This is a genomic window from Thalassospira mesophila, assembly GCF_002115755.1.
Taxonomy (GTDB): Bacteria; Pseudomonadota; Alphaproteobacteria; order Rhodospirillales; family Thalassospiraceae; genus Thalassospira; species Thalassospira mesophila.
Map to the genome: position 1 here is coordinate 737,777 of NZ_JFKA01000001.1, position 25,389 is coordinate 763,165.

The 25,389-nt window shown below is 54.8% G+C and carries 24 protein-coding genes; 14 read left to right on the forward strand and 10 right to left on the reverse strand.

Features of this window, described 5'->3' with window-relative positions:
- Positions 1 to 8 precede the first annotated feature (8 nt).
- Both TMES_RS03260 and TMES_RS23250 read left to right on the forward strand, forming a co-directional pair.
- A complete protein-coding gene (locus TMES_RS03260; RefSeq protein ID WP_085579324.1) occupies positions 9 to 1,319 on the forward strand; it encodes an FAD-binding protein in 1,311 nt (436 codons plus the stop codon).
- Positions 1,320 to 2,810, forward strand: a complete 1,491-nt coding sequence (locus tag TMES_RS23250) for a heterodisulfide reductase-related iron-sulfur binding cluster (protein WP_085579325.1) — start codon at positions 1,320 to 1,322, stop codon at positions 2,808 to 2,810.
- Positions 2,811 to 2,872: 62 nt separating this feature from the next.
- Here the strand turns inward: TMES_RS23250 and TMES_RS03270 are convergent, their stop codons facing one another.
- A complete protein-coding gene (locus TMES_RS03270) occupies positions 2,873 to 3,169 on the reverse strand; it encodes a hypothetical protein (RefSeq protein WP_085579858.1) in 297 nt (98 codons plus the stop codon).
- 594 nt (positions 3,170 to 3,763) lie between these two features.
- On the opposite strand from TMES_RS03270, the gene TMES_RS03275 reads away from it, so the two are divergent.
- The 6 genes from TMES_RS03275 (at position 3,764) to phoB (ending at position 9,920) form a co-directional block, all read left to right on the forward strand.
- Positions 3,764 to 4,795 carry a PstS family phosphate ABC transporter substrate-binding protein gene (locus tag TMES_RS03275; protein WP_085579860.1) on the forward strand — a complete coding sequence of 344 codons (1,032 nt, stop codon included), beginning with the start codon at positions 3,764 to 3,766 and terminating at the stop codon, positions 4,793 to 4,795.
- Between the two features lie 141 nt (positions 4,796 to 4,936).
- Positions 4,937 to 6,316: a phosphate ABC transporter permease subunit PstC gene (gene pstC / locus TMES_RS03280; protein ID WP_085579327.1), complete on the forward strand. Its 1,380-nt coding sequence runs from the start codon at positions 4,937 to 4,939 to the stop codon at positions 6,314 to 6,316.
- Positions 6,309 to 7,658 (forward strand): phosphate ABC transporter permease PstA, encoded by a 1,350-nt coding sequence (pstA, locus tag TMES_RS03285; RefSeq protein WP_085579329.1) that lies wholly within the window; start codon positions 6,309 to 6,311, stop codon positions 7,656 to 7,658. Before pstC ends, pstA begins: the two co-directional genes overlap by 8 nt.
- A gap of 1 nt (position 7,659) precedes the next feature.
- Positions 7,660 to 8,466 carry a phosphate ABC transporter ATP-binding protein PstB gene (pstB, locus tag TMES_RS03290; RefSeq protein WP_211275858.1) on the forward strand — a complete coding sequence of 269 codons (807 nt, stop codon included), beginning with the start codon at positions 7,660 to 7,662 and terminating at the stop codon, positions 8,464 to 8,466.
- Positions 8,467 to 8,485: 19 nt separating this feature from the next.
- Complete coding sequence (gene phoU / locus TMES_RS03295) at positions 8,486 to 9,217, forward strand: phosphate signaling complex protein PhoU (protein WP_085579331.1); 732 nt, start codon at positions 8,486 to 8,488, stop codon at positions 9,215 to 9,217.
- Between the two features lie 4 nt (positions 9,218 to 9,221).
- Positions 9,222 to 9,920, forward strand: coding sequence for a phosphate regulon transcriptional regulator PhoB (phoB, locus tag TMES_RS03300; protein ID WP_085579332.1), 699 nt, complete (start codon positions 9,222 to 9,224; stop codon positions 9,918 to 9,920).
- A 221-nt stretch (positions 9,921 to 10,141) separates the two neighbouring features.
- On the opposite strand, the gene TMES_RS03305 is transcribed toward phoB, so the two are convergent.
- A complete protein-coding gene (locus tag TMES_RS03305; protein ID WP_085579334.1) occupies positions 10,142 to 11,929 on the reverse strand; it encodes a cation:proton antiporter domain-containing protein in 1,788 nt (595 codons plus the stop codon).
- Between the two features lie 445 nt (positions 11,930 to 12,374).
- Here TMES_RS03305 and TMES_RS03310 point away from each other — a divergent pair, with 445 nt between their 5' ends.
- The 4 genes from TMES_RS03310 (at position 12,375) to uvrC (ending at position 17,065) form a co-directional block, all read left to right on the forward strand.
- Positions 12,375 to 13,337 carry a calcium/sodium antiporter gene (locus TMES_RS03310; protein WP_085579336.1) on the forward strand — a complete coding sequence of 321 codons (963 nt, stop codon included), beginning with the start codon at positions 12,375 to 12,377 and terminating at the stop codon, positions 13,335 to 13,337.
- A 113-nt stretch (positions 13,338 to 13,450) separates the two neighbouring features.
- Entirely contained in the window at positions 13,451 to 14,221 is a 771-nt protein-coding gene (locus tag TMES_RS03315) for an SDR family oxidoreductase (RefSeq protein WP_085579864.1), read from the forward strand.
- A gap of 66 nt (positions 14,222 to 14,287) precedes the next feature.
- Complete coding sequence (folB, locus tag TMES_RS03320; protein ID WP_085579337.1) at positions 14,288 to 14,713, forward strand: dihydroneopterin aldolase; 426 nt, start codon at positions 14,288 to 14,290, stop codon at positions 14,711 to 14,713.
- Positions 14,714 to 15,148: 435 nt separating this feature from the next.
- Positions 15,149 to 17,065, forward strand: coding sequence for an excinuclease ABC subunit UvrC (gene uvrC, locus TMES_RS03325; RefSeq protein ID WP_085579339.1), 1,917 nt, complete (start codon positions 15,149 to 15,151; stop codon positions 17,063 to 17,065).
- Positions 17,066 to 17,143: 78 nt separating this feature from the next.
- On the opposite strand, the gene TMES_RS03330 is transcribed toward uvrC, so the two are convergent.
- The 7 genes from TMES_RS03330 to TMES_RS03360 all read right to left on the reverse strand — a co-directional run bounded on the left by TMES_RS03330 (position 17,144) and on the right by TMES_RS03360 (position 23,146).
- Positions 17,144 to 17,668 (reverse strand): 2,4'-dihydroxyacetophenone dioxygenase family protein, encoded by a 525-nt coding sequence (locus TMES_RS03330; RefSeq protein WP_085579341.1) that lies wholly within the window; start codon positions 17,666 to 17,668, stop codon positions 17,144 to 17,146.
- Positions 17,669 to 17,723: 55 nt separating this feature from the next.
- Positions 17,724 to 18,416, reverse strand: coding sequence for an RraA family protein (locus tag TMES_RS03335; protein WP_085579343.1), 693 nt, complete (start codon positions 18,414 to 18,416; stop codon positions 17,724 to 17,726).
- A gap of 27 nt (positions 18,417 to 18,443) precedes the next feature.
- Positions 18,444 to 19,178 (reverse strand): SDR family NAD(P)-dependent oxidoreductase, encoded by a 735-nt coding sequence (locus TMES_RS03340; protein WP_085579345.1) that lies wholly within the window; start codon positions 19,176 to 19,178, stop codon positions 18,444 to 18,446.
- Between the two features lie 67 nt (positions 19,179 to 19,245).
- Positions 19,246 to 20,751, reverse strand: a complete 1,506-nt coding sequence (locus tag TMES_RS03345; RefSeq protein ID WP_085579347.1) for a tripartite tricarboxylate transporter permease — start codon at positions 20,749 to 20,751, stop codon at positions 19,246 to 19,248.
- The gene (locus TMES_RS03350) at positions 20,751 to 21,224 is read right to left on the reverse strand and encodes a tripartite tricarboxylate transporter TctB family protein (RefSeq protein ID WP_085579349.1); all 474 of its coding nucleotides are present in this window, start codon (positions 21,222 to 21,224) and stop codon (positions 20,751 to 20,753) included. Before TMES_RS03350 ends, TMES_RS03345 begins: the two co-directional genes overlap by 1 nt.
- A 171-nt stretch (positions 21,225 to 21,395) precedes the next feature.
- A complete protein-coding gene (locus TMES_RS03355; protein WP_085579351.1) occupies positions 21,396 to 22,358 on the reverse strand; it encodes a Bug family tripartite tricarboxylate transporter substrate binding protein in 963 nt (320 codons plus the stop codon).
- A 71-nt stretch (positions 22,359 to 22,429) separates the two neighbouring features.
- A complete protein-coding gene (locus TMES_RS03360) occupies positions 22,430 to 23,146 on the reverse strand; it encodes a FadR/GntR family transcriptional regulator (RefSeq protein ID WP_085579353.1) in 717 nt (238 codons plus the stop codon).
- Between the two features lie 826 nt (positions 23,147 to 23,972).
- Between TMES_RS03360 and pgsA the strand changes: the two genes are divergently transcribed.
- Together pgsA and TMES_RS03375 are read left to right on the forward strand one after the other, a co-directional pair.
- Positions 23,973 to 24,524 (forward strand): CDP-diacylglycerol--glycerol-3-phosphate 3-phosphatidyltransferase, encoded by a 552-nt coding sequence (gene pgsA / locus TMES_RS03370; RefSeq protein ID WP_085579357.1) that lies wholly within the window; start codon positions 23,973 to 23,975, stop codon positions 24,522 to 24,524.
- Between the two features lie 58 nt (positions 24,525 to 24,582).
- Positions 24,583 to 25,032, forward strand: coding sequence for a molybdenum cofactor biosynthesis protein MoaE (locus TMES_RS03375; RefSeq protein ID WP_085579359.1), 450 nt, complete (start codon positions 24,583 to 24,585; stop codon positions 25,030 to 25,032).
- 20 nt (positions 25,033 to 25,052) lie between these two features.
- On the opposite strand, the gene TMES_RS03380 is transcribed toward TMES_RS03375, so the two are convergent.
- Entirely contained in the window at positions 25,053 to 25,343 is a 291-nt protein-coding gene (locus tag TMES_RS03380) for a hypothetical protein (protein ID WP_085579361.1), read from the reverse strand.
- Positions 25,344 to 25,389: the final 46 nt, after the last annotated feature.

Below are 25,389 nucleotides of genomic sequence, written 5' to 3' on the forward strand. Positions count from 1 at the left end.
AAACCGCCATGGCGGAAACAATAACCCCGACCAACCCGGCGCAATTGCGCGATGCCATTTTATGGGCCTTGGGTGATAAGGTGGCGCTGGAAATTATCGGCCATGGCAGCAAACGCGCCTATGGCCATGACGTGCGCGCCGACCATGTGCTGGATTTATCCAAACTGACCGGCATTTTGTTTTATCAGCCCGAAGAACTGGTGATTTCGGCCCATGCGGGTACGCCGCTTGCCGAAATAACCGCCCTTTTGGCGCAAAAACACCAGCAATTCCAGTTTGAACCGGTTGACTTTCCGTTGTTGCTGGGCGGTGGTGATAAGACTGGTTTGGCGGGTGATGGTCCGCTTGGCACGCTGGGTGGGCTGGCGGCAACCAACATTTCCGGCCCGCGCCGGTTAAAATCCGGTGCCGCGCGCGACCATGTTTTGGGGTTCGAGGCCGTTAGTGGCCGGGGCGAAGATTTTAAATCCGGCGGGCGGGTAATGAAAAACGTGACCGGGTTTGATTTATCAAAATTAATGGCCGGGTCGTTTGGCACGCTGGGGGTGATGCACACCCTGACGCTCAAAGCCATGCCCGTGCCCGAAAAAACCCGAACGGTGATCGTGCCTTGTGACGATGTGGTGTTGGCGGTGCAGGCAATGAGTGCCGCCATGGGCAGCGAAAACGAGGTTTCGGGGGCGGCGTGGGTGCCGACTTCAATGTTGGCGGTGATTTCGCCCGATACCGTGTCATTGGACGATGCGAGAACGGCAACTGCGATAATCGTTTTGCGGGTTGAGGGACCGGAACAATCAGTCGATTGGCGGGCAGCAGCCTTGTGCCGGTTGCTGGCCGATATTGGCACGGCATCGGTGGTGCGTGCCGCGCCAAGCCTGGGCATGTGGCAGGCGATTGCCGATGTAAAACCGATGCAGGGGCAGGGGGGTGTTTTATGGCGCCTGTCGGTGCCGCCCGCATCGGGCGGCGGCGTGGTTGGGGCGTTACGTCATATAGATGACAGCGCAGATATCATGCTTGACTGGGCAGGCGGGCTTGTCTGGGCGCAATTTGCGGGTGGGGATGCTAGTCGCCATGTTGAACAGGCACGTAAAATTCGCAAAATCGCGGTGGAGGCCGGCGGGCAGGCTTGGCTGGTGCGGGCTTCGGCGCAATTGCGCCGCGAAATTCCGGTTTTTCAGCCGCTTTCGCCGCAAATTAATCGCATAAATCGCAAAATATCGGAAAATTTTGATCCGCATGGTCTTTTAAACCCGGGCCGCATGGCACCAGAGCATGAACCGGATGTTTTAAACGCCAAGCAGCCGGTGGGGGTATAAATGCAAACAGGTTTTAGTCCCCGTCAGCTTGCCGATCCGGCAATGGCGCAGTCCGAACAGATTTTACGCAAATGCGTGCATTGCGGGTTTTGCACCGCCACCTGCCCCACCTTTGTTACCCTGGGTGACGAGCTTGATAGCCCGCGTGGCCGCATTTACCTGATCAAGGACATGTTGGAAAACGACAAACCGGCGACGGAACGGGTGGTACGCCACCTTGACCGCTGCTTGTCGTGCCTGTCTTGCACCACCACCTGCCCGTCGGGGGTTGATTACATGCATTTGATCGACCATGCCCGTGCCCATATTGAAAAAACATATCAGCGGCCCGCTGCCGATAAATGGTTGCGTAAATTGCTGGCATGGATTGTGCCGCGCCCAACCCTGTTTCGCGTGGCCCTTATGGGGGCAAGGCTGGCATCGCCGCTGGCCGGGCTGATGCCGGGGCGGTTGCGCGGCATGGTTAAAATGGGCGCACGGCCATTGCCGCCCCCCAGTTGGGTGGATCGGCCCCAGGTTATTCCGGCGCAAGGTGCGCGCAAGGGCCGGGTTGCTATTTTAACCGGGTGTGCGCAGCAGGTGCTGGAAACCGAAATTAACGAGGCGACGGTGCGGTTGCTGACCCGGTTGGGTATTGAAATTGTGGTGGCCAAGGGGGCGGGCTGTTGTGGCTCGCTGGTGCATCATATGGGCAAGGAAGACGCATCGCACGCTCAGGCCATTAACAATATTGCCGCGTGGCATACTGAATTATCCGATGCTGGCGGCGAGGGGCTCGATGCGATTGTAATTACCGCCTCGGGCTGTGGCACCACGGTTAAGGATTACGGAAATATGCTGGCCCATGATGCGGTTTGGGCGCAAAAGGCCGCCCGGATTGCCGGTTTGGCCTGCGATATTACCGAATATTTGACCAAAATAGATTTACCAGCCGGGCTGGTGCAGCCGGTTGTTCTGTCACCGGCGGCGGCAAACCAGCACGCCATGCCCACCCCGGCAAGGGACAGTGCGTTTTCGCACTCGGCGGCACCTTCGCCTGCTCCGGCCTCGGTTTCTGATCGGGCGGCGGCCGCCACACACAATGATATGGTGGCGGGCACCGCACCGGGGGGGCGCGCGCCCGTGCCCATCCGCGTGGCCTATCATTCCGCCTGTTCGATGCAGCACGGGCAAAAAATTAACCGCCCCCCTCGCGATTTACTGCGCAAGGCCGGGTTCGAAGTGCTTGAAATTGGCGAAGGCCATTTATGTTGCGGGTCAGCCGGGGTTTATAACCTGTTACAGCCCGAAATTGCCGGGCAGTTAAAAGAACGCAAACAGGCCAATATCCGCCATACCCGGCCCGATCTGGTGGCAACAGGCAATATTGGCTGCATGATCCAGCTTGAAACCGACGATTTGAAAGTGGTTCACACCGTGCAATTGCTTGACTGGGCAACTGGCGGGCCGTGCCCGGCGAAACTGCAAGGCCATGCAGGGGAACGGGCATAGCACAGCACGAATAATAAGGAACAATAAGGAATAAAAGGGCAGAAGCACCCGTTCTGGTGCCGTTATTTCTTGTTTAGAAAGTCGCGGGCGATGCCCTCGGCTGCAGATTCGCCATGTTCCGGCGATGAAAATTCGGCCGTTTTAGCCCGAATCCAGGCGCTGACCGCGTTCTCGTCGATCTCGATATTGGCCAGAATGGCCGAGATAATAGCCTCCATCGCCAAGGTGTGGCTGGCGACATTGTTAACCGCATCATGCAGTTCGTCAAAATGATGGGCTGCCATTTGTGACATTTCACCCAGTTCGCCCGACAGCTTTTCAAGCGTCGTTTTAATGCCGTCGATTTGTGCGTTTGCCATTTCGTTCCCCACTGTCTTCCCCATTTCGCCAGCAATGTGCCGCACGCCCTGTGTCTTGTGCCAGCCGTCATTACTGTTTGGCATTTTGTCGCCGTTTGGGTAAGCGTCGCCTGTTCATAAGGGTTTGTAAAGCGCGACAACCACGTAGGGCGATGATTATTCCAGGTGTGTACAGGCGCGGTGCCTAAAACGCCGTCTGATTGCTGCGCTGGCGGCGTTGGGGTGGCAAAGGGGCGAGGATCCGCGATCAACCGGGCGGTGATAAAGCCAGATCTGGTTGTGCGGATCTGTTTTAACCACAGAGATAACGACTCCCCTGGCGTGATGATCCTGTAGTTGAATGACCGGTTTGTAACATTTGGCGGCAGCGTCTCGGGTTTTGGAAAAAATCGGGCGGAAAAACAAGCGGTGATCGGCAAAACGAAATTTATGCAAGGTATTGAATAATTTGAATTAATTTTTGTGTTTCATCTGATTTGACGACTGTAACATAACCTTAACAAATCTGACGCAATACGGTAAAAGCTTATGGGTAAAGTCCGCCTCGCAGATCGTTGCACCGTTCCTTTGCGGAACACACAAATGGGGATTTACATGAAGAAGACACTCGCTATTGCAGCACTCGCGAGCGTTGCCTTGACCGGCGCCGCACATGCGCGCGATCAGATTCGTATCGTTGGCTCGTCCACCGTGTTTCCGTTCGCAACCGCAGTTGCGGAAGAATTCGGCAAGACCACTTCTTTTAAAACACCGGTTATCGAATCAACCGGTTCCGGCGGCGGCTTGAAGCTGTTTTGTGCTGGTGTTGGCGAACAGAACCCCGACATCACCAATGCTTCGCGCCGCATTAAAAAGTCCGAAGTTGAAACCTGCGCCAAAAACGGCGTTGAAGCCATCACCGAAGTTAAAATCGGTTATGACGGCATCGTTCTTGCCAATTCCAAGGATGCACCGCTGTTCGAACTGACCAAAGAACAGATCTTCCTGGCACTGGCCAAAACCGTTCCGTCCAAAGACGGCAAGGAACTGATCGATAACCCGTATAAAAACTGGAAAGAAATCGATCCGACTCTTCCGGACGAAAAGATTGAAGTTCTCGGACCGCCGCCGACCTCCGGTACGCGCGATGCTTTCACCGAGCTGGTACTTGAAGAAGCCTGCAACGAATTCCCGGCGATTGCTGCCCTTAAAGACAGCGACAAAGCCATGCACAAAGCGGCTTGCGCCGGTGTCCGTGAAGACGGCGCCTATATCGAAGCTGGCGAAAACGACAACCTGATCGTTCAGAAACTTGAAGCCAACCCGATTGCTCTGGGCATCTTCGGCTTCTCGTTCCTTGATCAGAATGGCGACAAGCTGCACGGTTCGAAAATTGGCGGCGTTGCGCCGACTTTTGAAGCCATTTCCGATGGTTCCTACCCGGTTTCACGTTCGCTTTACTTCTATGTCAAGAACGCCCACGTTGGCACCATTCCTGGCATGGAAGAATATGTTGCCCAGTTCACCGCCGACAAAGCCTGGGGTGAAGAAGGCTACCTTGCGGATCGTGGTTTGATCCCGATGGATACCGCCGAGCGTGAACAGGTTCGCGAAGCTGCGAAAAATCTGACTCCGCTGAGCATGTAATCTAATCTGTGATCGGTGGCAGCCTTTGCGGGCTGCCACCGGTTTCTTTGTTTTAATAATTGTTTTTTTTATTATTTTGTCCCACTAGCACTGAACGCTTCGACCGGGTATCTGGTTCATTCAGGCAAATGGAATAACACAATGTCTCTGACTTTTTTGTTGCTGGCGGTTGCGTTGCTTTGTGCGCTCTCTTTCGTTTTTGGACGGCAGAGAGCGATTGCACTTTCAGGCGGACGTTTTAGCAATCTGCATTCCCTGCCGGTTCATTATGGCACCTATACCGCGTTGTGGTGTGGCCTGCCGGCACTGGCATTGCTGATTGTCTGGTATGCGCTGCAAGGCCCGGTGACCAATGCCCTTGTGATCAGTGACCTGCCGGTTGAAATCACATCTGATCCCGGTCAGTTGTCGCTGGCGATGAATGCCATTTCCCTGATCGCAGCCGATCACGGCCAGCATCTTGATGTGGCGCCCGAAGTGGTTGAAGCCGGTAACCGGTTGGCAATTCTTCACACCATTTCCAATACGGCTTTGATTGTTGTGTTGCTGTGTGTGGCGCTGACGGGCTTGTCGCTGTCTTATCGCAAAATTGTTGCCGATATGCGCGCGCGCAACAATGTCGAACGGATCGTGCGTTACCTGATGATTGGCTGTTCGGCCATCGCCATTCTCTCGACCGTTGGCATTGTGTTTTCGTTGCTGTTTGAAGCCCTGCATTTCTTTAGCAAGGTTAATCCGCTTGAGTTTCTGTTTGGTCTGGAATGGAGCCCGCAAACTGCGATCCGTGCCGACCAGGTGGCCTCGGACGGGTCGTTTGGCATGATCCCGCTTTTTGCGGGCACCTTGTTAATCACGCTTATCGCCATGCTGGTCGCCGTGCCGATCGGGTTGTTTTCGGCCATTTACATGGGCGAATATGCCTCGCCAATGTTTCGGGCCTGGGCCAAACCGGCGCTGGAAATTCTCGCGGGCGTGCCAACGGTGGTTTACGGCTTTTTTGCCGCCCTTACCGTGGCCCCGTTCCTGCGCGATACCGGTGCGACACTGGGGTTAAGTGTCAGTTCTGAAAGTGCGCTGGCAGCGGGCCTTGTGATGGGCGTCATGATCATTCCGTTTGTGTCCTCGCTGTCTGATGATGTGATGTCCCAGGTGCCACAATCGCTGCGCGATGGCTCTTACGGGCTGGGGGCAACAAAATCGGAAACCATTCGCCACGTTATTTTCCCCGCCGCCTTGCCCGGTATTGTCGGCGCCATCTTGCTGGCAGTATCGCGCGCCATTGGCGAAACCATGATTGTGGTGATGGCTGCGGGCCTTGCTGCCAACCTTACAGCCAATCCCTTGCAGGCGGTGACAACGGTAACGGTGCAGATTGTGACCTTGCTTGTCGGTGACCAGGAATTTGACAGTGCCAAAACCTTGTCGGCCTTCGCACTTGGTCTGGTTCTTTTCCTTGTGACGCTGGGGCTGAACGTTTTCGCCCTGAAGTTTGTTCAGAAGTATCGCGAGAAATATGACTGATATGGCATCATTAATGGAAGATCGCGCTGCCGCCAATGCGGATGCCAGCGACCAGCGCAAGCCGGTCGACTGGGACAGCGCTGATATGTCACGCAGTATCAAAAAACGCTATGCTGCTGAACGCCGTTTTAAAACCTATGGTTTGACCGCGATCATGCTGGCGCTGGCCGCCCTGGTGTTGCTGGGCTATTCGATTATATCGAAGGGCTATAGCGCCTTTGTGCAGACCTATGTTCAGATCGAATTGACATTCGACCCGGCGGTGATTGACCCCGATGGTACCCGTGACCCGGCCGTTCTCGGGCGGGCCAATTATGACGGGCTGATTAAGGATGCCCTGCGCGCGCGTTTCCCCGATGTCACCTCGCGGTCGGAAAAGCGCAAGCTTTACGGCATCATTTCCAGTGGCGCATCCTATGACCTGCGCGAACAGGTGCTCGACAAGCCCTCGCTGATCGGGCAAACCCGCAAGCTCTGGCTTATTTCCGGCGATGACTTTGATATGCTCAACAAGGGCTATATCAGTGCCGACACGCAGGAAGCCTCGCGACGTCTTGATGACGATGAAATTGGCTGGTTCCAGACATTGCAATCGGCCAATGCCATTGAAAAGCGGTTCCATACCCGGTTTTTCACCAATGGCGATTCGCGTGAGCCTGAACTGGCCGGGATATGGGGCGCTGCTGTTGGCTCGTTCTATACCTTGATTGTCACTTTGCTTTTGTCCTTCCCGATCGGGGTGGCGGCGGCAATTTACCTGGAAGAATTTGCCCCCAAAAACCGTCTGACCCAGATTATCGAAGTCAATATCAACAATCTGGCGGCGGTACCTTCCATCGTGTTTGGCCTTTTGGGGCTGGAGCTTTATCTTAATGTCATGCATTTGCCGCGTTCGGCCCCGGTTGTTGGCGGCTTGACCCTGGCATTGATGACCTTGCCAACCATCATTATTGCGTCGCGTGCCGCGATCAAGGCGGTGCCGCCGTCCATTCGCCAGGCGGCTCTTGGCCTTGGCGCATCGCCGGTGCAAACGGTAAGCCACCATGTGTTGCCCCTTGCCATGCCCGGTATTTTAACCGGTACCATCATTGGCATGGCGCAGGCTTTGGGTGAAACCGCCCCGCTTTTAATGATCGGGATGGTGGCCTTTATTGTTGATATTCCTGGCAGTGCCATGGATGCGGCAACCGTGTTGCCCGTCCAGATCTATCTGTGGGCAGACAGCCCGGAACGCGCCTTTGTCGAAAAAACGTCGGCGGCGATCATGGTGTTGCTGGCCTTCCTGATTTTGATGAACGGGTTGGCTGTGTTCTTGCGCAAGAAATTTGAACGGAAGTGGTAAAATGGCTGTTGTAACTGCAGATGCAATGACAAACGCACCGCACACGCGGGGCAAGTCGAAAATGGCGGCCCGGGACCTTGACCTGTTTTATGGCGACGCGCAGGCTCTTTTTAATGTCGATCTTGATGTGATGGAACGCGAAGTCACCGCGCTGATCGGCCCGTCGGGCTGTGGTAAATCCACGTTTCTGCGCTGCCTGAACCGCATGAACGACACCATCGATGGTGTGACCATCAGTGGCAAGGTCACCCTTGATGACCGCGATATTTACGACAAGATTATTGATGTGGTGCAGCTTCGCGCCCGGATCGGCATGGTGTTTCAAAAACCCAACCCGTTTCCGAAATCGATTTTCGATAACGTGGCCTATGGCCCGCGTATTCATGGTCTGGTTAATTCCCGCGATGAGCTTGACGAAATCGTCATGACCTCGCTGGAAAAAGCCGGCCTGCTTAAAGAAGTCAAAGACCGCCTTGCATCCCCCGCAACCGGTCTTTCCGGCGGACAGCAGCAGCGCCTGTGCATTGCACGGGCCGTTGCGGTCAGCCCCGAAGTTATTTTGATGGATGAACCCTGTTCCGCGCTTGATCCGATTGCGACTGCCAAGGTCGAAGAACTGATCGACGAGCTGCGTTCGAACTACACAATTGTCATCGTCACTCACTCCATGCAGCAGGCCGCGCGTGTATCGCAGCGCACGGCTTTTTTCCACTTGGGCAAGCTTGTGGAAGTCGGCGAAACGGACCAAATCTTTACCAACCCGCGAGACGAACGCACCAAGGGCTATATCACTGGGCGCTTCGGCTAAGCCGGGCAGGAGTAATATGATGAGAAAAGAAGAAAGCCATATCGTCAGTTCATTTGATGATGAACTGACACGGTTAAACAATATCATTTCGCAAATGGGCGGATTGGCTGAAAGCCAGCTGATTTCGGCCATTCGCGCGATTTCAAAACGCGATTCCGAACTGGCCGAACAGGTCATTGTTTCGGATTTACGCATTGATAAGCTCGAACAGGAAGTGCAGGATTTTGCGGTTCGTGTTCTGGCCCTGCGTCAGCCGATGGCCGATGATTTGCGCCAGGTTGTGACAGCATTGAAACTGTCGAACGATCTTGAACGTATTGGCGATCTGGCCAAGAACATTGCCAAACGCGCCCAGGTTCTTAACCAGATGGCGCCGATCCGCCCGGTTCAGGTTATTCCCAACATGGCGCGCCTGGCTCAGGAAATCATCAAGGACGTTCTTGATGCCTATATCGAAAACGACGCCGAAAAGGCCCAGCGCGTGTGGGCGCGGGACCAGGAAGTGGACGATATGTACAATTCGCTGTTCCGCGAATTGCTGACCTACATGATGGAAGATCCGCGCAACATCACCGCATCGACCCATCTTTTGTTCATTGCCAAAAACATTGAACGTATCGGTGACCATGCCACCAACATCGCCGAAACGATCTATTACCGGATCAAAGGCGAAGATTTGCCGGTTGATGGCCGTCCTAAAAATGACGCGGCCAATTTTGCCGTGATTGAACCCAACGAGGCAGGGGAATAACAGGATGGATCCGACGGTTCTTATTGTCGAGGATGAAGCCGCCATCGTAACGATGCTGCGTTATAATCTCGAACGTGAAGGCATGAATGTTGTTGAGGCCGGCGACGGCGACGAAGCCCTGAAAATCATGGCGGAAACCCATGTTGATCTGGTTTTGCTTGACTGGATGTTGCCGGTGATGTCGGGCATCGAGGTGTGCCGCCAGATCCGCCGCAAACCCGAAAGCCGCGATCTGCCGGTGATTATGGTGACCGCACGCGGGGAAGAAGGCGACCGTATTCGCGGCCTTGATACCGGGGCGGATGATTATGTGACCAAGCCGTTCGCCATTGGCGAATTGCTGGCCCGTATTCGCGCTTTGTTGCGCCGCTCTGGTCCGGCGCAACCACAGGGGCAACTGATCTATTCCGATATTGAAATGGATCTGGCCGCCCACCGGGTTAATCGCAGTGGCAAAGCTATCCATCTCGGGCCGACGGAATTTCGCCTGTTGCGGTATTTCCTCGAACATCCGGGCCGGGTTTTCTCGCGCGAACAATTGCTTAACGCCGTTTGGGGGCCGAATATTTATGTCGAAACCCGCACGGTCGATGTGCATATTCGTCGTCTGCGCAAGGCCTTGAACGATGTGAAAGGCACACGCGATGTTATCCGCACCGTGCGTGCGGCGGGCTATGCACTAGATGATGATGCGGCTGCATAACCGGCCATTTTTATTTGTTTGAATTGTGACATAATTTCGCAATTTACACCGAAATTACAAGGCCCTGTCATATGACGGGGCCTTGTTTTTATGGCAGCAGCCTTGGCAAGTTTTGCATATCCCGATTGCGCGCTATTCACCGGTTTTTTGGTGCTGCGCAGGCCGGGCATCAAGAGGCTGGCCGCGCTGCCACGGGGCCATGTCGCCGGACGATCATGCGATTAAGGGTTTGTCTTGTTGGGGCTCACCGCACTTGGCGTTGCGGCTGTTGCTGTTGCCGCAGGTTTGGCGGCATTTGTTGCTGAATGTGACGGCGTGCGCGGGGCCAGTTCGTTCATCAGCAGCATGTCGGCGCGGCGGAATTTGGCAATTTCGGCGTCAATTTCATCCTGTGGCACATCGCAGGCGGATAGCACATGGTCCGACAGGCGCAGGCCGGTTTCCAGTACTTCGGGGATGGCGGCATTGGCGCCGCTGCGCGACAGCGCGCCGATATGGGAAATATCCTGCGCGCGGGCGAAAATTTTCAAATGCGGATAATGCTGGCGCAGCAAGGCTACGGTTTTTTCGGTTTCGTGCGGGGTGCCCATGGCCACGGCGGCAACATTGGCCTGTTCGGTGTGGGCGGCGCGGAAGCTTTCCGGGCGCGAGCCATCGGCAAAATAAACCGGCAATCCTTCAGCACGGCCCCGTGCCACTTGCTGGGCGTCGGATTCCAGCACCACAAACGGAATATTGCGGGTTTTTAACAAACGCGCCAACACCCGCCCGACCCGGCCACAGCCAATAATCAGCACATGGTGTTCGACCCCTTCGGTGTGGCTTTCAATTTCGCCCAGCTGGTCGGTTTCGCGCGGGTGCAAAACATCTTCCAGCTTTTTACCCAAGCTGATCAGGCTGGGGGTTAGCGCCATTGAAATGGCGACAATCGGCACCAGTATGGCAGCCAGGTCGGTGGTGATGGCGCCGTTTTGGGCCGCCAGCGTAAACATGACAAAGGCAAATTCACCGCCACCGGCCAAACTCATGGCAATGCGCAGCGAAACAGCGCGGTCAAACCGGGTGGCAAGGGACAGGATAAATAACAGAACTGCCTTGACCACCAGCAGGGCCAAAACCCCGATAATAACGGTAACGGCATGGTGATAAACCACCCCAACATCGACCGACATGCCAACCGACATGAAAAACAGCGATAAAAACACCCCGCGAAACGGGGCAATGTCGGCTTCGATTTGGTGGCGAAATTCGGTTTCGGCCAGCATCACCCCGGCAATAAATGCGCCCAGCGCCATCGACAACCCGGCCATTTCCGTAAGGGTGCTGGCGGCCAGCACGGCAAACAGGGTGCCAATGGCAAACAGTTCGGGGTTATGCAGGGCGGCAATGGCGCGAAACATCGGTCGCAGCAAATAGCGCCCGGCCAGTAACAACAGCGCCACCGCACCAAACCCGGCCAAAATGCTGATCCACGGGCTGGTGGTGGTGGCCGTGTTGCCTGCGGCCTGCACCATAATCAGGAACGGACCAACCGAAACGTCTTGCACCAACAATACGGCAAGGGCAGCGCGGCCAAACCGCGTGTGCAACTGGCGTTCGTCGGAAAGCTGTTTAAGGATGATCGCGGTGGATGACAGGGCCAGCGCCCCGGCAATCACCAGCGCCGCGGGCAATGGCAAATCAATGGCCATTAACACGACAAAGCCAACGCCAAGGGTAACCAGAATTTGCAACATGCCCAAGGCGGCAAATTTGCCCCCAATGACGCGCAGGCGTTCACGCGACAGTTCCAGCCCGATCATAAACAGTAAAAACACCACGCCCAGTTCGGCAACGGTGGAAATATCCTTGTTGCTGGGAATAAGCCCCAGCCCGAAAGGACCGATCACCAGCCCGCCGACCAGAAATCCGATGATCGAATTAGCGCGCAAACGCTGGGCAATGGGCACTGCAATAACCGCAGCGCTTAAAATCAGAAACAGCTCGAACAGCACATTGCTATGAGGCATGAATGATCATCCAGGGTCGTTAAATTTTCGGCCAGTCAACAAACGGTCCCGGTTGCCTCTAGCATAGCGAAACGGGGCAAAAAAACGATGTAAATCTGGTTTCAGGTCGCTTTGTTATCAAGGTTCGGCCACCGGGCGTGCCAGTGAACCGGGCAGGGGCCAACAGGTGAAAACAGTTCTGGTGAACCCGTTTCTGACAGGAGAAAAAGGCCGTCGCTTATTTGCAGGATTGTGATTTTGCAGATGCAGCATATGTATTGTCACATTCACACTGTTACCGGCTGTGTTTTAGGTAACAGCACTGACGTGTGAGGCTGTTCAAACCGGCCTGCGATCCGCTATTTGGGGGACACAGCTTGCGTTTGCGAGGTGGCAATGCCATCTTGCGCGGCAGCGCCCGGTAAAACAGGGCGCATTATTTTTAATAATAAACGGCGGACCGGTTTTGGAACAGCTTATACCCTATTTGCAAATATTTGCCGGACTGGTTCTTTTAACCGCCGGCGGTGAATTTATGGTGCGCGGGGCCGTGGGACTGGCACTGCTGATGGGCATTTCCAAGGTTATTGTCGGGCTTACCATTGTTGCTGCGGGCACATCGGCCCCGGAATTTGTGGTGTCGTTAAATGCCGCACTGGCCGGGGCGGGCGATATTGCCATGGGCAATGTTGTTGGCTCGAACATTGCCAATATCTTGCTGATTTTGGGGTCGGTCGCACTTTTAAAACCGGTTATGGCCAGCCGCACCACCACGGTGCGGGATGGCGGGGCGATGCTGCTGGGCACTTTGCTGTTTATCGGGCTGTGCCTGTTTGGGGTGATCGACCGCTGGGCCGGGGTACTGATGCTCGCCGTGCTGATCGGCATTTGGTACTTTACCTATAAACACGACAAACAAAGCCCTTGTGATGCAAGCGTGCTGCATGAAAACGAAGCCGACGAAGTGGGCGAAGCACCCACTGGCTGGGCCAAACCGGTTATTGCCACGCTGATTGGCGTGGTCGGGCTCACTTTCGGGGCCGATCTGCTGGTTGATGGCGGGGTGACGGTGGCCCGTGAATTTGGTATTTCCGAAGCCGTCATTGGCTTGACGCTGGTGGCATTTGGCACGTCGCTTCCCGAACTGGCGGCGTCGATGGTGGCGGCGTTTCGCGGTCATTCCGATGTGGCGCTGGGCAATGTTTTTGGATCTAACCTTTTGAACCTGCTGGTGATTATTGGCGGTGTGTCGGTGATTTCGCCCATAACTGTTCCGGCCCAAATTGCCGGGTCCGATATGTGGATCATGCTGGCGGTAACCGTGGCGGTTCTGGTTGTGGCCTTTGCCGGGCGGCGCATTGGCCGTGTGGCCGGGGCAATCTTTATGGCGGCCTATTTTGGATATATCGGTATGCTGTTTGCCGCGTAAACCCGTGGCAGGTGCCATACGGGTTATGGCGTTTCCCGGTTGGTAACGGGTGGGAAACAGGATGATGATTGATAAATGATGATACGGATAAAACGGCAGGAAACGGACAGGCGATGACAGATACGATGCCAAAAACCGCCCTGATCACCGGGGCCGCCAAGCGGATCGGGCGCGTTATTGCGCAAGATCTGGCCGGGCAGGGATATGATATTGTCCTTCATTGTAACCAGTCGCGTGATGCAGCCAATGAATTGGCCGGTGACATTCGCGATATGGGCCGCAAGGCCCATGTGGTATCTGCCGATTTATCCCGCGAAGATCAAACTGCCGGGATTATGGATGCGGCGAATGCCGCCCTTGGCCCGATCGGGCTTTTGGTCAATAACGCATCGACCTTTGACTATGACGATGTCAAAACGGCAACGCGCGAAAGCTGGGACTTTCATATGGAGGTTAATCTGCGCGCACCGTTTGTATTGTCACAGGCCTTTGCCGGTCAGTTGCCCGACGGTGCAAGCGGGTTGATTGTTAATATCATTGATCAGCGGGTGTGGAACCTGACCCCGCATTTTACCACCTATAGCCTGTCCAAGGCGGGGTTGTGGACCTTGACCCAAACCTTGTCGCTTGCACTGGCACCCCATATTCGGGTTAATGGCGTGGGCCCGGGGCCGGTATTGCCCAGCGCGCGGCAAAGCCAGGACGATTTTGATGCCCAGTGCCGAAAAACCCCGTTAGGAATTGGGACATCGCCGCAGCAGATTTGCGACGCGATACGGTTTTTCCTTGCCGCACCTGCCGTTACCGGGCAAATGTTAGCCCTTGATGGTGGACAACATATGAACTGGGCGCCCTGCGACAGCACGGAAATGCCTGTCGAATAACCGGGCCGCTCATTGCTGGCGGTTACGCCGGTTGCCCCCACCCGCGCAGCACGAAGGATTTCAAAAATGACCGCAGGTCTGAAACAGGACGATAACATCACCACCTTGCCCTATGCCGATCAGGCGGGCAGCTTGCGGCGCGTGTTTGTGCGCGACATGGTGGTTAATACGTCGATCGGGGTTTATGATTTTGAAAAAGATGCGCCCCAGCGTGTGCGCATTAATCTGGATTTATCCGTGGTCGAGGGCGAAGGCCCCAAGAACGACGACCTGCAAAATGTGCTGTGTTACGAGGAACTGGTCAACGGGGTGCGCGCTATTTGTGCAACCGGGCATGTGAACCTTGTGGAAACGCTGTCTGAAAATATCGCAGCCATGTGTCTGACCGATCGCCGGGTGCGCAAGGTATGTGTGCGGGTCGAAAAGCTGGATGTTTTTGAAGATGTCGCGGCGGTCGGGGTCGAAATTGAGCGCTTTAATCTCGCGCGGTAATGGCCGCGATTTGAAGTGTATAAATTTTGATTTCGGGGCGAGGATGATGGCGAATCTGTGATTCCCTAAGGGCGAATCGTTTTGGTTGTTTATGCACAAGCACTGTTGGCGACAAAAACAAAGGGGTAAAAAGATATTTTACGATAAGATTACGGAATGTTTTCAGGTTGACAGTATTTTTAGTTAATAAAATCAACAACTTAGCTTTTTTGCCTATTTTATGGGCAATTCATAGAACGTTAAGACTCCCAACGGCTGCAGAGTTCAGCCCCCGTATTACCCACATACTTATCCACAGCCTTGGTGGAAACTTTTCAGGGGGGACGATTCCCTTGGTAAACTGTAATTATCTAAGCTGATTCGGCTAGACCATCGTATAGAAACTTTGCTGTTGGCTTGTAAAAGCCTGTTAATTGCACAATTCAGGACCACCCGATGACCTCCCCCGTACCGCCAAGCCCTGCACCGCGCGATATTGAATTGTCGCTGGACGATCTTCACGACGGTAAAGCCGGGCGCGGGGTCAGCGCGATCAAACACGCGTTAAAGACAATGCCGGGGTCGCCGGGCGTTTATCGCATGGTCGACGAGAAGGAACGGGTGCTTTATGTCGGCAAGGCCAAGAACCTGAAAAAACGGGTGACCAGCTACACCCATATTGCCCGGCTGGCCCTGCGCATTGCGCGCATGGTGGCACAAACCGTGCGAATGGAAATTATCACCACCCACACCGAAGCCGAAGCCCTGCTGCTTGAATCCAACCTGATCAAGAAGCTTAAACCGCGTTACAATATTTTGCTGCGCGACGATAAAAGCTTCCCCTATATCCTGATCACCGAGGATCACGGCTATCCACGGATTGTGAAACATCGCGGGGCCCGGGCCAAGGATGGCAGTTGTTTTGGGCCTTTTGCCTCGGCCTGGGCGGTGAACAACACGATTAACCATTTGCAGCGCGCTTTTTTGCTGCGCTCCTGTACCGATTCTGTTTTTGCCAACCGGTCGCGCCCGTGTTTGCTTTATCAAATCAAGCGCTGTTCTGGCCCTTGTGTCGATCGCATTTCCAAACCCGAATATGACGGGCTGGTCGATATTTGCCGCGACTTTTTATCCGGGCGCAGCAAAGTCATCCTCAAGCAACTGGAAGCCAGCATGCTGGCGGCGTCGGAAAACATGGAATTTGAAAAGGCCGCGATGTATCGCGACCGCATCCGGGCGTTGTCGCAAATTCAATCGCATCAGGATATCAACCTCGAAGGGCTGGAAGAAGCCGACGTAATTGCCTTGCATCATGAAGGCGGGCAAAGCTGTGTGCAGGTGTTCTTTTTCCGCAGCGGCTCCAACTATGGCAACCGGTCCTATTTTCCGCGTCATGAACAATCGGCCGAAATTCCCGAAATTCTGTCGGCCTTTGTCGGGCAGTTTTATGCCAACAAACCGGCCCCGCGCCAGGTGCTGCTAAGCCACGATATCGAAGGCCAGAAACTGGTCGAAGAAGCCCTGTGCATTAATAATGGCTACAAGGTTGAGCTGCATGTGCCCCAGCGCGGCGGCAAGCGCAAGCTGGTTGACCATGCCATGACCAATGCCCGCGAGGCCCTGGGGCGGCGCATGGCCGAAAGTGCATCGCAACGCAAATTGTTAGATGGTTTGGCCGACAAGCTGGACCTGGATAGCCCGCCCGAACGGATTGAAGTTTACGATAACAGCCATATTCAGGGCACCAATATGGTCGGCGGCATGATTGTCGCCGGGCCGGAAGGCTTCATGAAAAATGCCTATCGTAAATTTAACATCAAGGGCGACATCGCCCCGGGCGATGACTTTGCCATGATGCGCGAAGTCTTAACCCGCCGCTTTGCCCGCGCGCAAAAAGAAGACCCGGACCGCGAAAATGGCACATGGCCCGACCTGTGCCTGATCGATGGTGGTTTGGGCCAGTTGGGTGTGGCACGACAGGTGCTGGAAGATCTGGGCATTGAAGATGTGATGCTGGTGGGCGTTGCCAAGGGGGTGGACCGTAACGCGGGCAAGGAAGTGTTGCACATCACCGGCAAGGAACCCGTGCGGTTAGATCAGAAAGACCCGATCCTGTATTTCATTCAGCGCCTGCGCGATGAAGCACACCGCTGGGCGATTGGCACACACCGCGCCAAACGGTCCAAACAGATTGGCAAAAGCGTGCTTGATGATGTGCCGGGCATTGGCGGGGCGCGCAAAAAGGCGTTGCTGCATCATTTTGGCTCTGCCCGCGGGGTGGCCGATGCCGGGCTGGCCGACCTTGAAGCGGTGGACGGCATCAGTGCTGCCATTGCACGCAAGATTTACGGCCATTTCCATAACGATGATTAAGGGCGGCGTTGCCCCGGTATCAATAAATCTGTATCAGGCGGGCCGTTATCGACCCCGCCTGATACATTTTCAAATAGTTTAGCGAATGAACTGGTCAACATAATCGGCACCCAGGCCGATTTTGTCGTAATGGGCGCGGCACATGTCGATTTTGGTGAAAACATCTTCATAGCCCATGTGTTTTCCCCACGGGTCGACATAATACATCACGCCGTTAACCTGAAACATCGTGATCATTTCCTCGACATCGTCGGGAACCACCAATGTGTGGGTTTCGCCCGGCGGCTCGTAAACATAGCCCCCTTCATTGGCAACCCAGTCATGTTCCAGATAATGCCAGCGCCCCTTCAAAACCATGCCATGCACCGGGTTGGGGTGGCGGTGGCGGCTAAGCACGCCCGATTTTCGTACTTTTAGCAAATTCACCCAGTATCCCTGGCTGGCATTCAGGCAAAGTGGGCGAAACCACACATTTTCGGCCTGTGGTACCCAAATGCGGTCATCCTTGGGAATGGCATGTTCTACCACAATGTCGCGCCCGGCTTCGGCTGGCATCGCCAGCTGATAGGGCATTTTGGCCAGATCCTGGCTGTCCTTGGTCATTTTGCTCTCTCCTTGATCTTGACGATCCGTCTTTGGGGAATGAAAGGCGGCGGCTTTACATCACGCCATAGGTGGCAAAGGCTTCGGTCGCACTCATGCCGCCCTTGATGGCATCGGCGACGACATTTTCGCTTTTGACCTTTTCAAGTGCGCGGGCGATGGCTTCGTGTTCGGCCTCGGCGGGGATGGCAAGAACGCCTTCTTCATCGCCAAACAGAAGTGTTCCCGGGGCAATTTTGACGCCACCAATTTCGATGGTGCAGCGATAATCAATCACCTTGCCGCGTGGTCCCTGATCCTGGGCGTAAATGCCCCGGCAAAAGGCGGGGAAACCAAGGCCACGAATGCCTGCCGCGTCGCGGACATAACCATCAAGGATCGCTCCGGCGGCTTTGAGGTGCAGCGCACGGGTCGACATTAATTCGCCCCACAGCGCATAGCGCAGCGACGCCCCGGTCGCGATGTAAATTTCGTTTTCCCGCAAATCATCAAGCGCTTCCAGCATCAGGCCAAACGGCTTGTTGGCCAGCGGACCATTTGATGCCGGGTGGCCCAAATCAAATATATCGGCCTCTAACACCGGCATCGCCCGCCCGGCAATTTTGGTGCCCGGTTGCAGCGGGGCAATTTCGGCGGGCAAAAATTGTCGGGTCAGGCCCATCTGGTCCAAAACATCGCCAATCACGGCGGTGAACAAATCGTTTTTCAGGGTTTTGAAAAGATCGGCGTCATTGTCAAAATTTGTCATGGTGAAATCCTTTCATCATTGGCGCGGTTAATTGGCCGAAAAGCCCCCATCGACCGGCAAGATTGATCCGGTCACAAATCCTGCCTGGTCGGATGCCAAAAATAATGCCGGTCCCACCAGATCATCGGGCGTGCCCCAGCGTTGCATCGGTGTGCGGGCAATGATTTGCGCGCTGCGTTCGCTGTTTTTTTCCAGCGCAGCGGTTAAATCGGTTTTGATCCAGCCCGGGGCAATGGCATTTACGCGAATGCCATCAGGGGCCCACGCACTGGCCAGCGATTTGGTTAATTGGCCGATGCCGCCCTTCGATGCCGAATAGGCGGGGGAAAACGCACTGCCAAAAAATGTCAGCATCGATGCGGTATTGATGATGCAGCCACGGCTTTGCGACAAAAGCGGTTTTGCCGCCTCGCAACAGCGCAACGTACCGGTCAGGTTAATGTCGATCACTTGTTCAAAGCCACTGGCGGTAAATTCGGCCCCGTTACGGCGAATGATTCCGGCACAGTTTACCAGCACGTCCAACTGGTCCAGGGTCGAGAAAAACGCCTGCACCACTTCGGTATTGGCAACATCAAGCGTTTGAAATTCAAGTATGTCTTCGGCAAAACCGGCCGGGGCAACCGGTTCGATACCGGTGGCAATGACATGGGCCTTGCCATTGTCCGTGCCGTGCGGGTCATTACCTTGCTGGGCAAAGCCGCGCGCGATGGCATGGCCAATCCCGCTAGAGCCGCCGATAACGACAATCGTTCTGGTCATGGGAACCTCTGATAAGCAAAATAGTCGGATGGTGGCGCAGGTGGTAAAGGCGATGATGCTAAGCGGGTCATGTGGGCAAGCTGGCGGCTTGTTTGCGTTTGGCATGGCGCAAATGCATGAAAATCATCAAGGCCCAGATCGTGAGCGTGACAACACCGAGCGTGCCACTGACCGGGCGCGAGAAAAATTCAATCAAATGCCCGTCGGCCTTGATCATGGATTTCATGAAGTTTTCTTCAATCAAGGGGCCAAGGATCAGGGCCAATATCATTGGCGCCAGCGGGAAATCGTTTTCCTCCAGCACATAGGCGACCAGCCCCACCACCAGCATCACCCAGACATCAAACAGGGTGTTATTGGCGGCATAGGCACCAATGACGCAAAACAGCAAAATGATGGGAAACAATATGGCCTGGGGAATGCCCAGCACATGGCGCGACATCAAAACCGCACCAATCCCGATTGGCACCATGATGACATTGGCCAGCACAAACACCATGAAAATGGCATTGACCAACCCGGCATCCATGACAAAAACCATCGGCCCGGGGGTAATGCCCTTCATCAGTAAAACGCCGATCAGAATGGCGGTAATGGTATCACCGGGAATGCCAAAAACCAGCGTTGGCACATAGGCCCCGGAAAGCGCGGCGTTATTGGCGCTGGAGGCGGAAATAATGCCTTCGATATGGCCTTCACCGTATTTTTCCGGTGTTTTTGAAAACTTTTTTGATACCGCATAGGCAACCCAGGCGGCAATATCGGCCCCGGCACCGGGCAATGCGCCGATCATGGTACCAAGAATAGATGATCGTGCAACACCGCCCTTATATTTCCAGATTGCCGATCCCACACCCGACATCATGCGCGATACACGTACCGGCGGTACGGGGGGCAATTCACGCAATTCACCAATTTTGCGTAAAATTTCGGTAATGGCAAACATGCCGATCAGGGTCGGGATAATGGAAATACCCCCGACCAGTTCGGTATCGCCAAAGGTAAACCGTTTGATGCCCATCACCACATCAATGCCGATCATGGACAGCATCAGCCCGATGGTCAGCGACAGGGCGCTTTTAATTGCCGAACCGCGCGATACCATGATGGCACAGGATAGGCCCAGGACGGCCAGCCAGAAATATTCATAGCTGGAAAACATCAGCGAAAATTCGGCAATTTGCGGTGCGGCCAGCACCAGTACCAGCACGCCGACCAGCCCGCCAATCATGGAGCAAATGACATTGGTGCCAAGCGCCAGTTCGACCAGCCCCTTTTGGCGCATTTTATAGGCTTCGTCGGTATAGGCCGCCGATGCCGGGGTGCCGGGAATACGCAATAGCGCACCGGGAATATCACCGGCAAAAATCGCCATGGTGGTGGCCGACACAATGGCCCCAATGGCGGGGACCGGGTCCATGAAAAAGGTTAACGGAACCAAAAGGGCGGTGCCCATGGTGGCGGTCAGGCCGGGAATTGCACCAATGACAATGCCGTAAATCGATGATCCCAAAATGATCAGTAACACATCGGGGCGAAAGACCTGCTCAAGCGCTGAATAAAATACATCCATCAGTAAATCACCTTGGTCAGGATACCCAAAGGCAGGGACACCATGAGAAAATCGACAAAGAACAGCCATAAAAGGGCGGTTGTTACGGCGGCAATAATCACCGATTTCAGCAATTTCCGGGTGGTGATGACCAGAAAACCCGCCAGCAAGACCGGCACCACAATGGGAAAGCCGACAGGTTTGCTCAGCAAAATATAAAGGATCATGAAAACCGGCACACAGGCCATACGCACAAGGCCGTCGCGGGTTTTCATAACGGCTGCAAGCCGGATCAAGGGTTGGTGTGCCCGTTCCCGATACCCCGAAACGCACAAGGCAATGCCACCCAGTATCATGATGGTGGCAATGATTGTGGGGAAAGTTGCCGGACCATAGGGCTGGTCCGGCAGGGTCGGAAACGATTGCACCGTGATCAGGATCGCGCTTGCCACCAGGACAAAGACAATCCCGAAAAGGGCATCGTTGATTTTCATGTCAGCATCCGAAAACGCAATTGTTATTCCCGGTTCCTGTAAGGCCAGCTTATGGGAACCGGGCCAGGCGCGGCGGTGCCGTGCGGTTTATGCCGCAATAGGCAAGGGTTTGTTTTTACCCGCCCGCCACGAAGGGCCCCGTTGACCGGTTTCGATCAACGGGATTTAGCCTTACTGACCAAGACCAAGTTTCTTGATCACGGCAGCGTTGCTTTCATTGGCGTTTTTCATGAATTCCTCGAACTCGCCCGAGGGAAGCCATTTAACGCCAAAGCCGCGTTTGCTCATGAAATCGGTATATTCAGGCGATGCCACCACGGTTTTAAGGGCAGCTTCCAGTTTTTGTGCCACCTCATCGGAAACGCCCTTGGGCGTTACAATGCCGCGCCACGTACCGCCGACGGCTTTTTTGCCAATCGCTTCTTCAATTGTCGGCACATCGGGGAAGGCATCCAGACGTTTGTCTGACAAAACCGCCAGCGTTTTCACCCGTTTTGCCTGGCGCATTGGCACGGCTTCGGGCAGGGACGATGGCACAATGGCAACACCGCCAGCCGCAAGCTCCTGAAAGCCCGGTGCCGCCCCCTGACTGGGCACAACCGGAACCGATTTTGGATCAATGCCGTTGTCATTCAGAAAACCGGCAAAGGCCAAATGATACGCCGCACCTACCGGGAAACCCGACATTTTGTATTTGCCGGGATTGGCCTTGATATCATCAAGGGCGGATTTAACGTCGTTCCAGTCGCTGTCGGTGGAAACGTTAAAGGCCGAGGCATCAAAGTTTACCAGCCCGATCGGGGTTAAATCCTGATAGGTGATTTGCGAGGTGCCCATCGATTTATAGGTGGTGATTTCGGCGGTGGCCAAACCAATGGTGTAACCATCGGGGTCGGCATCGGCCATGGCGGTATGGCCCACAACGCCGCCCGCTCCGGTGCGGTTCACCACATTAACCGGCTTGCCAAGCTGTTCTTGGAGGCCTTGCGCAATGGTGCGGCCCACGGCATCGGTACCGCCCCCGGCAGACCACGGCACGATCAGGGTAATCGGGCGTTCGGGATATTCGGCAAAGGCCGGGCTGGCGGCAAAAACGGACGCGGCAAGCACGGCAAGGGTTGTAATCTTTTTCATGTGTTTCCTCCACTGGATCGTTTGTTTTGCAAGGGTAACTCTTATGGTTGCCTGTTTGCGGGGTGGTCAGGTTATCGAAGCATCTTCCGCTGGACGTTGGCGGTTGTTTCGATCAGTTTTTCCGCGGTTTTTTTGGCCGCTTCGGAATCTTTGTTTTCAATTGCATCGGCCAGAATCTTATGGTTTTGCAAATTCTGGGCATAACTGCTGGGCTGGTTGCTTACGGCTAAAAAACTGGTGCGCAGGGCATGAATTACGGAGTCTGCCACCGACTGAATGAACCGGTTGTGCGAAGCGCGAAAAACCGCCTTGTGAAAGTCGATATCTACAGTCACCCAGGTTTCCAGGTCATCGACCTCTACTGCACGGGCCATTTCAAGATAGGCTGCCTGAATGTCGGCGGCCTCTGCCGGGGTGGCATGAAGGGCCGCGGCCTCGGCGGCGGCAGGTTCCAAAAGGCGGCGAAAAGCCAGCAATTCATTCATGAAGCCGGGATCGTTGATAAAAATCTGGGCGGCCCATTGGGCCACATCGCGATCCAGAATGTTCCAGCGTGACCGGGGTAAAACCAGTGTGCCCCGGCGCGGCGCAATCTCGATCAGTGATTTGGCCGCCAGCGCCTTCATGGCTTCGCGCAGGGTGTTGCGTGAAACGGCAAATTCGGCGGCCAGTTCGGCTTCCTTGGGCAGGCGCGAATGTTCGGCAAATCGGCCCGAAACAATGGCACGGCCAATTTTATCACACGCAACCGATGCGCCGGAACGCCATGCGGGATCTGCTATTGTCATCGAATGTTCCTTATCCCTGATGTCTGGTTGCAGGGATATGTTTCCGCCCTAATGATTTCAGCGCAATAGCGCCGATCTTTTAATTATTATTGGTAGGATGAATAATGGCAAAAAACGCCAGACTGTCAATAGGTCCTACCAATGCTGCGTTGCACAGTATGGGGATCATTCGCCTAAAGGCGCAGCCGTGATTGAAAAAACGGGGCAAAAAAGTTTGAAGTTTTTTTTCTATCAGCGCGCTGCACACAAAAAATGCGGCAGGGTGGGCTTGGGGCGAAGGAATAAAACCGTGTTTGCGACGATCAGATTGCGGTTGCTGATGTAACCGGCTTGTTGCGAAAAAAGCTGTGCCGCAAAAGAAAACGGCCCCCTGGGGAAGGGGGCCGCTAAATCTGCCGTGGTCACGGGGTCGGGGGGGGGAAGTTGACCACGACAAAAAGGAAAAGAGAAAACGTTTCGGGAAGAGGCAATGTCGGGAAAAATCACCAAAGCGGCATAATGGGCACACACCGCCAAGGTGATATCACATTGCATTCCTATGGATTTTCAAGGGCAGCCTCCTTCGTTTCGTTTACATTGGCTTGCTGTATGAAGCTAACTTACCGATCCGGGCGGGGCGGGAATAGCTGGCAATGTGGCAACTGTGCGTTCACGAAACAGAACGATCAAAAAGGTTTAATGACAGGCGTGATATTAACCATCTGGCTGCTTGTTAAGAGCGGCCATAGGCTTTAATAATTGGCCGCAAGTCAGATAGCCAGGGTCGACCTGTTAAGATGACCATAAGCTGTCTCGTCGTGAAATTTCCGGACACAGGCCCGTTTGAATGAAAAAACAGATCCCCAATCTGCTGACATTGTCGCGAATTATCGTGATCCCGGCACTTGTCGCATCGTTTTATATCGAGGGGCCGGCCGCAAACTGGGTCGGGTTTACGCTGTTTGCTCTGGCCGGGGTCACGGATTTTTTTGATGGCTATCTGGCACGCAGCATGAACGTGGCCTCGCGTTTGGGCCGCTTCCTGGACCCGATTGCCGATAAATTGCTGATCGCGGCTGCGTTAATGATGATGGTGGCCTTTGGCCGTATTTCCGGGCTGTCGGTTTTGCCCGCCGTGATTATTATGTGCCGCGAAATTCTGGTCTCGGGCCTGCGCGAACATCTGGCGGAGCTTAAGGTGCCCTTGCCGGTTACCGTGCTGGCAAAATGGAAAACCACGGCGCAAATTCTTGCCCTTGGCTTTTTGCTGGTCGGCGACGCATCGCCCGATCTGATCCCGTCGATCCTGATTGGTGATGTGTTATTGTGGATTGCGGGCCTTGTTACCGTGCAAACCGGCTATATCTATTTGCGCACCGGGCTTAAGCATCTGGATTAACCCGACGGCCGCACGGCACGTATTGCACCGCACCGCCGACCAAGACAGGGCATTCCCCATGGCAATGATCAGCGTTCAACAACACGATTTTGACCCCGGTTGCGAGCTTTCCGCCTTAACCGATGGCCGTACCGATATCGGGGCTGCTGTCAGTTTTGTTGGTTTGGTGCGCGACGTTGCCGGGAATGAAAATGTCAGCGCCATGACGCTGGAACATTATCCGGGCATGACCGAACGCCAGCTTGAAAAAATTGCCAGCGATGCTGCGGAACGCTGGCCGCTGGATGGGGTGCGCATTATCCACCGGTTTGGCCGCTTGCTGGCGGGGGACCGCATTGTGCTGGTGATTACGCTATCGGCCCATCGCCGGGCGGCGTTTGAAGCCTGCGATTACATTATGGATTTTTTAAAAAGCCGCGCGCCGTTCTGGAAACGCGAAGAAACCGATGGTGGCGAAAAATGGGTTGCCGCCAAAGCGGGCGATGAAGACGATTTGGGGCGCTGGTAACCTGTAAAACCGGCGCAGCCCTAAACCGGGACGTAATTTTTCACAATATCCAAAAACTCGGTCAAACCTGCTTGCAAGGCGGCCCCGTTTTGCACCTTGGCGGTCAGGGCATTTATTTTTGTAATGTCGGCGGGGTTAATGGTGATGTCTTGTGCGACCTGACGATCGCGCAACTTGATAACGGCATTGGCAGCCTGATTGCGGCTGGCCGCCAGCGTGGTTTTCTGAGTGATATTTGCCGCCTGATAGTGGGCATCAAGGGCAGAAAATGCTGAGATTGCGGCGCTGATCAGGTTGGTTAAATCCGACATAGGGGACTCCGGTGATCTGTTTTTGAAACGGCATATCAAGGGGCAT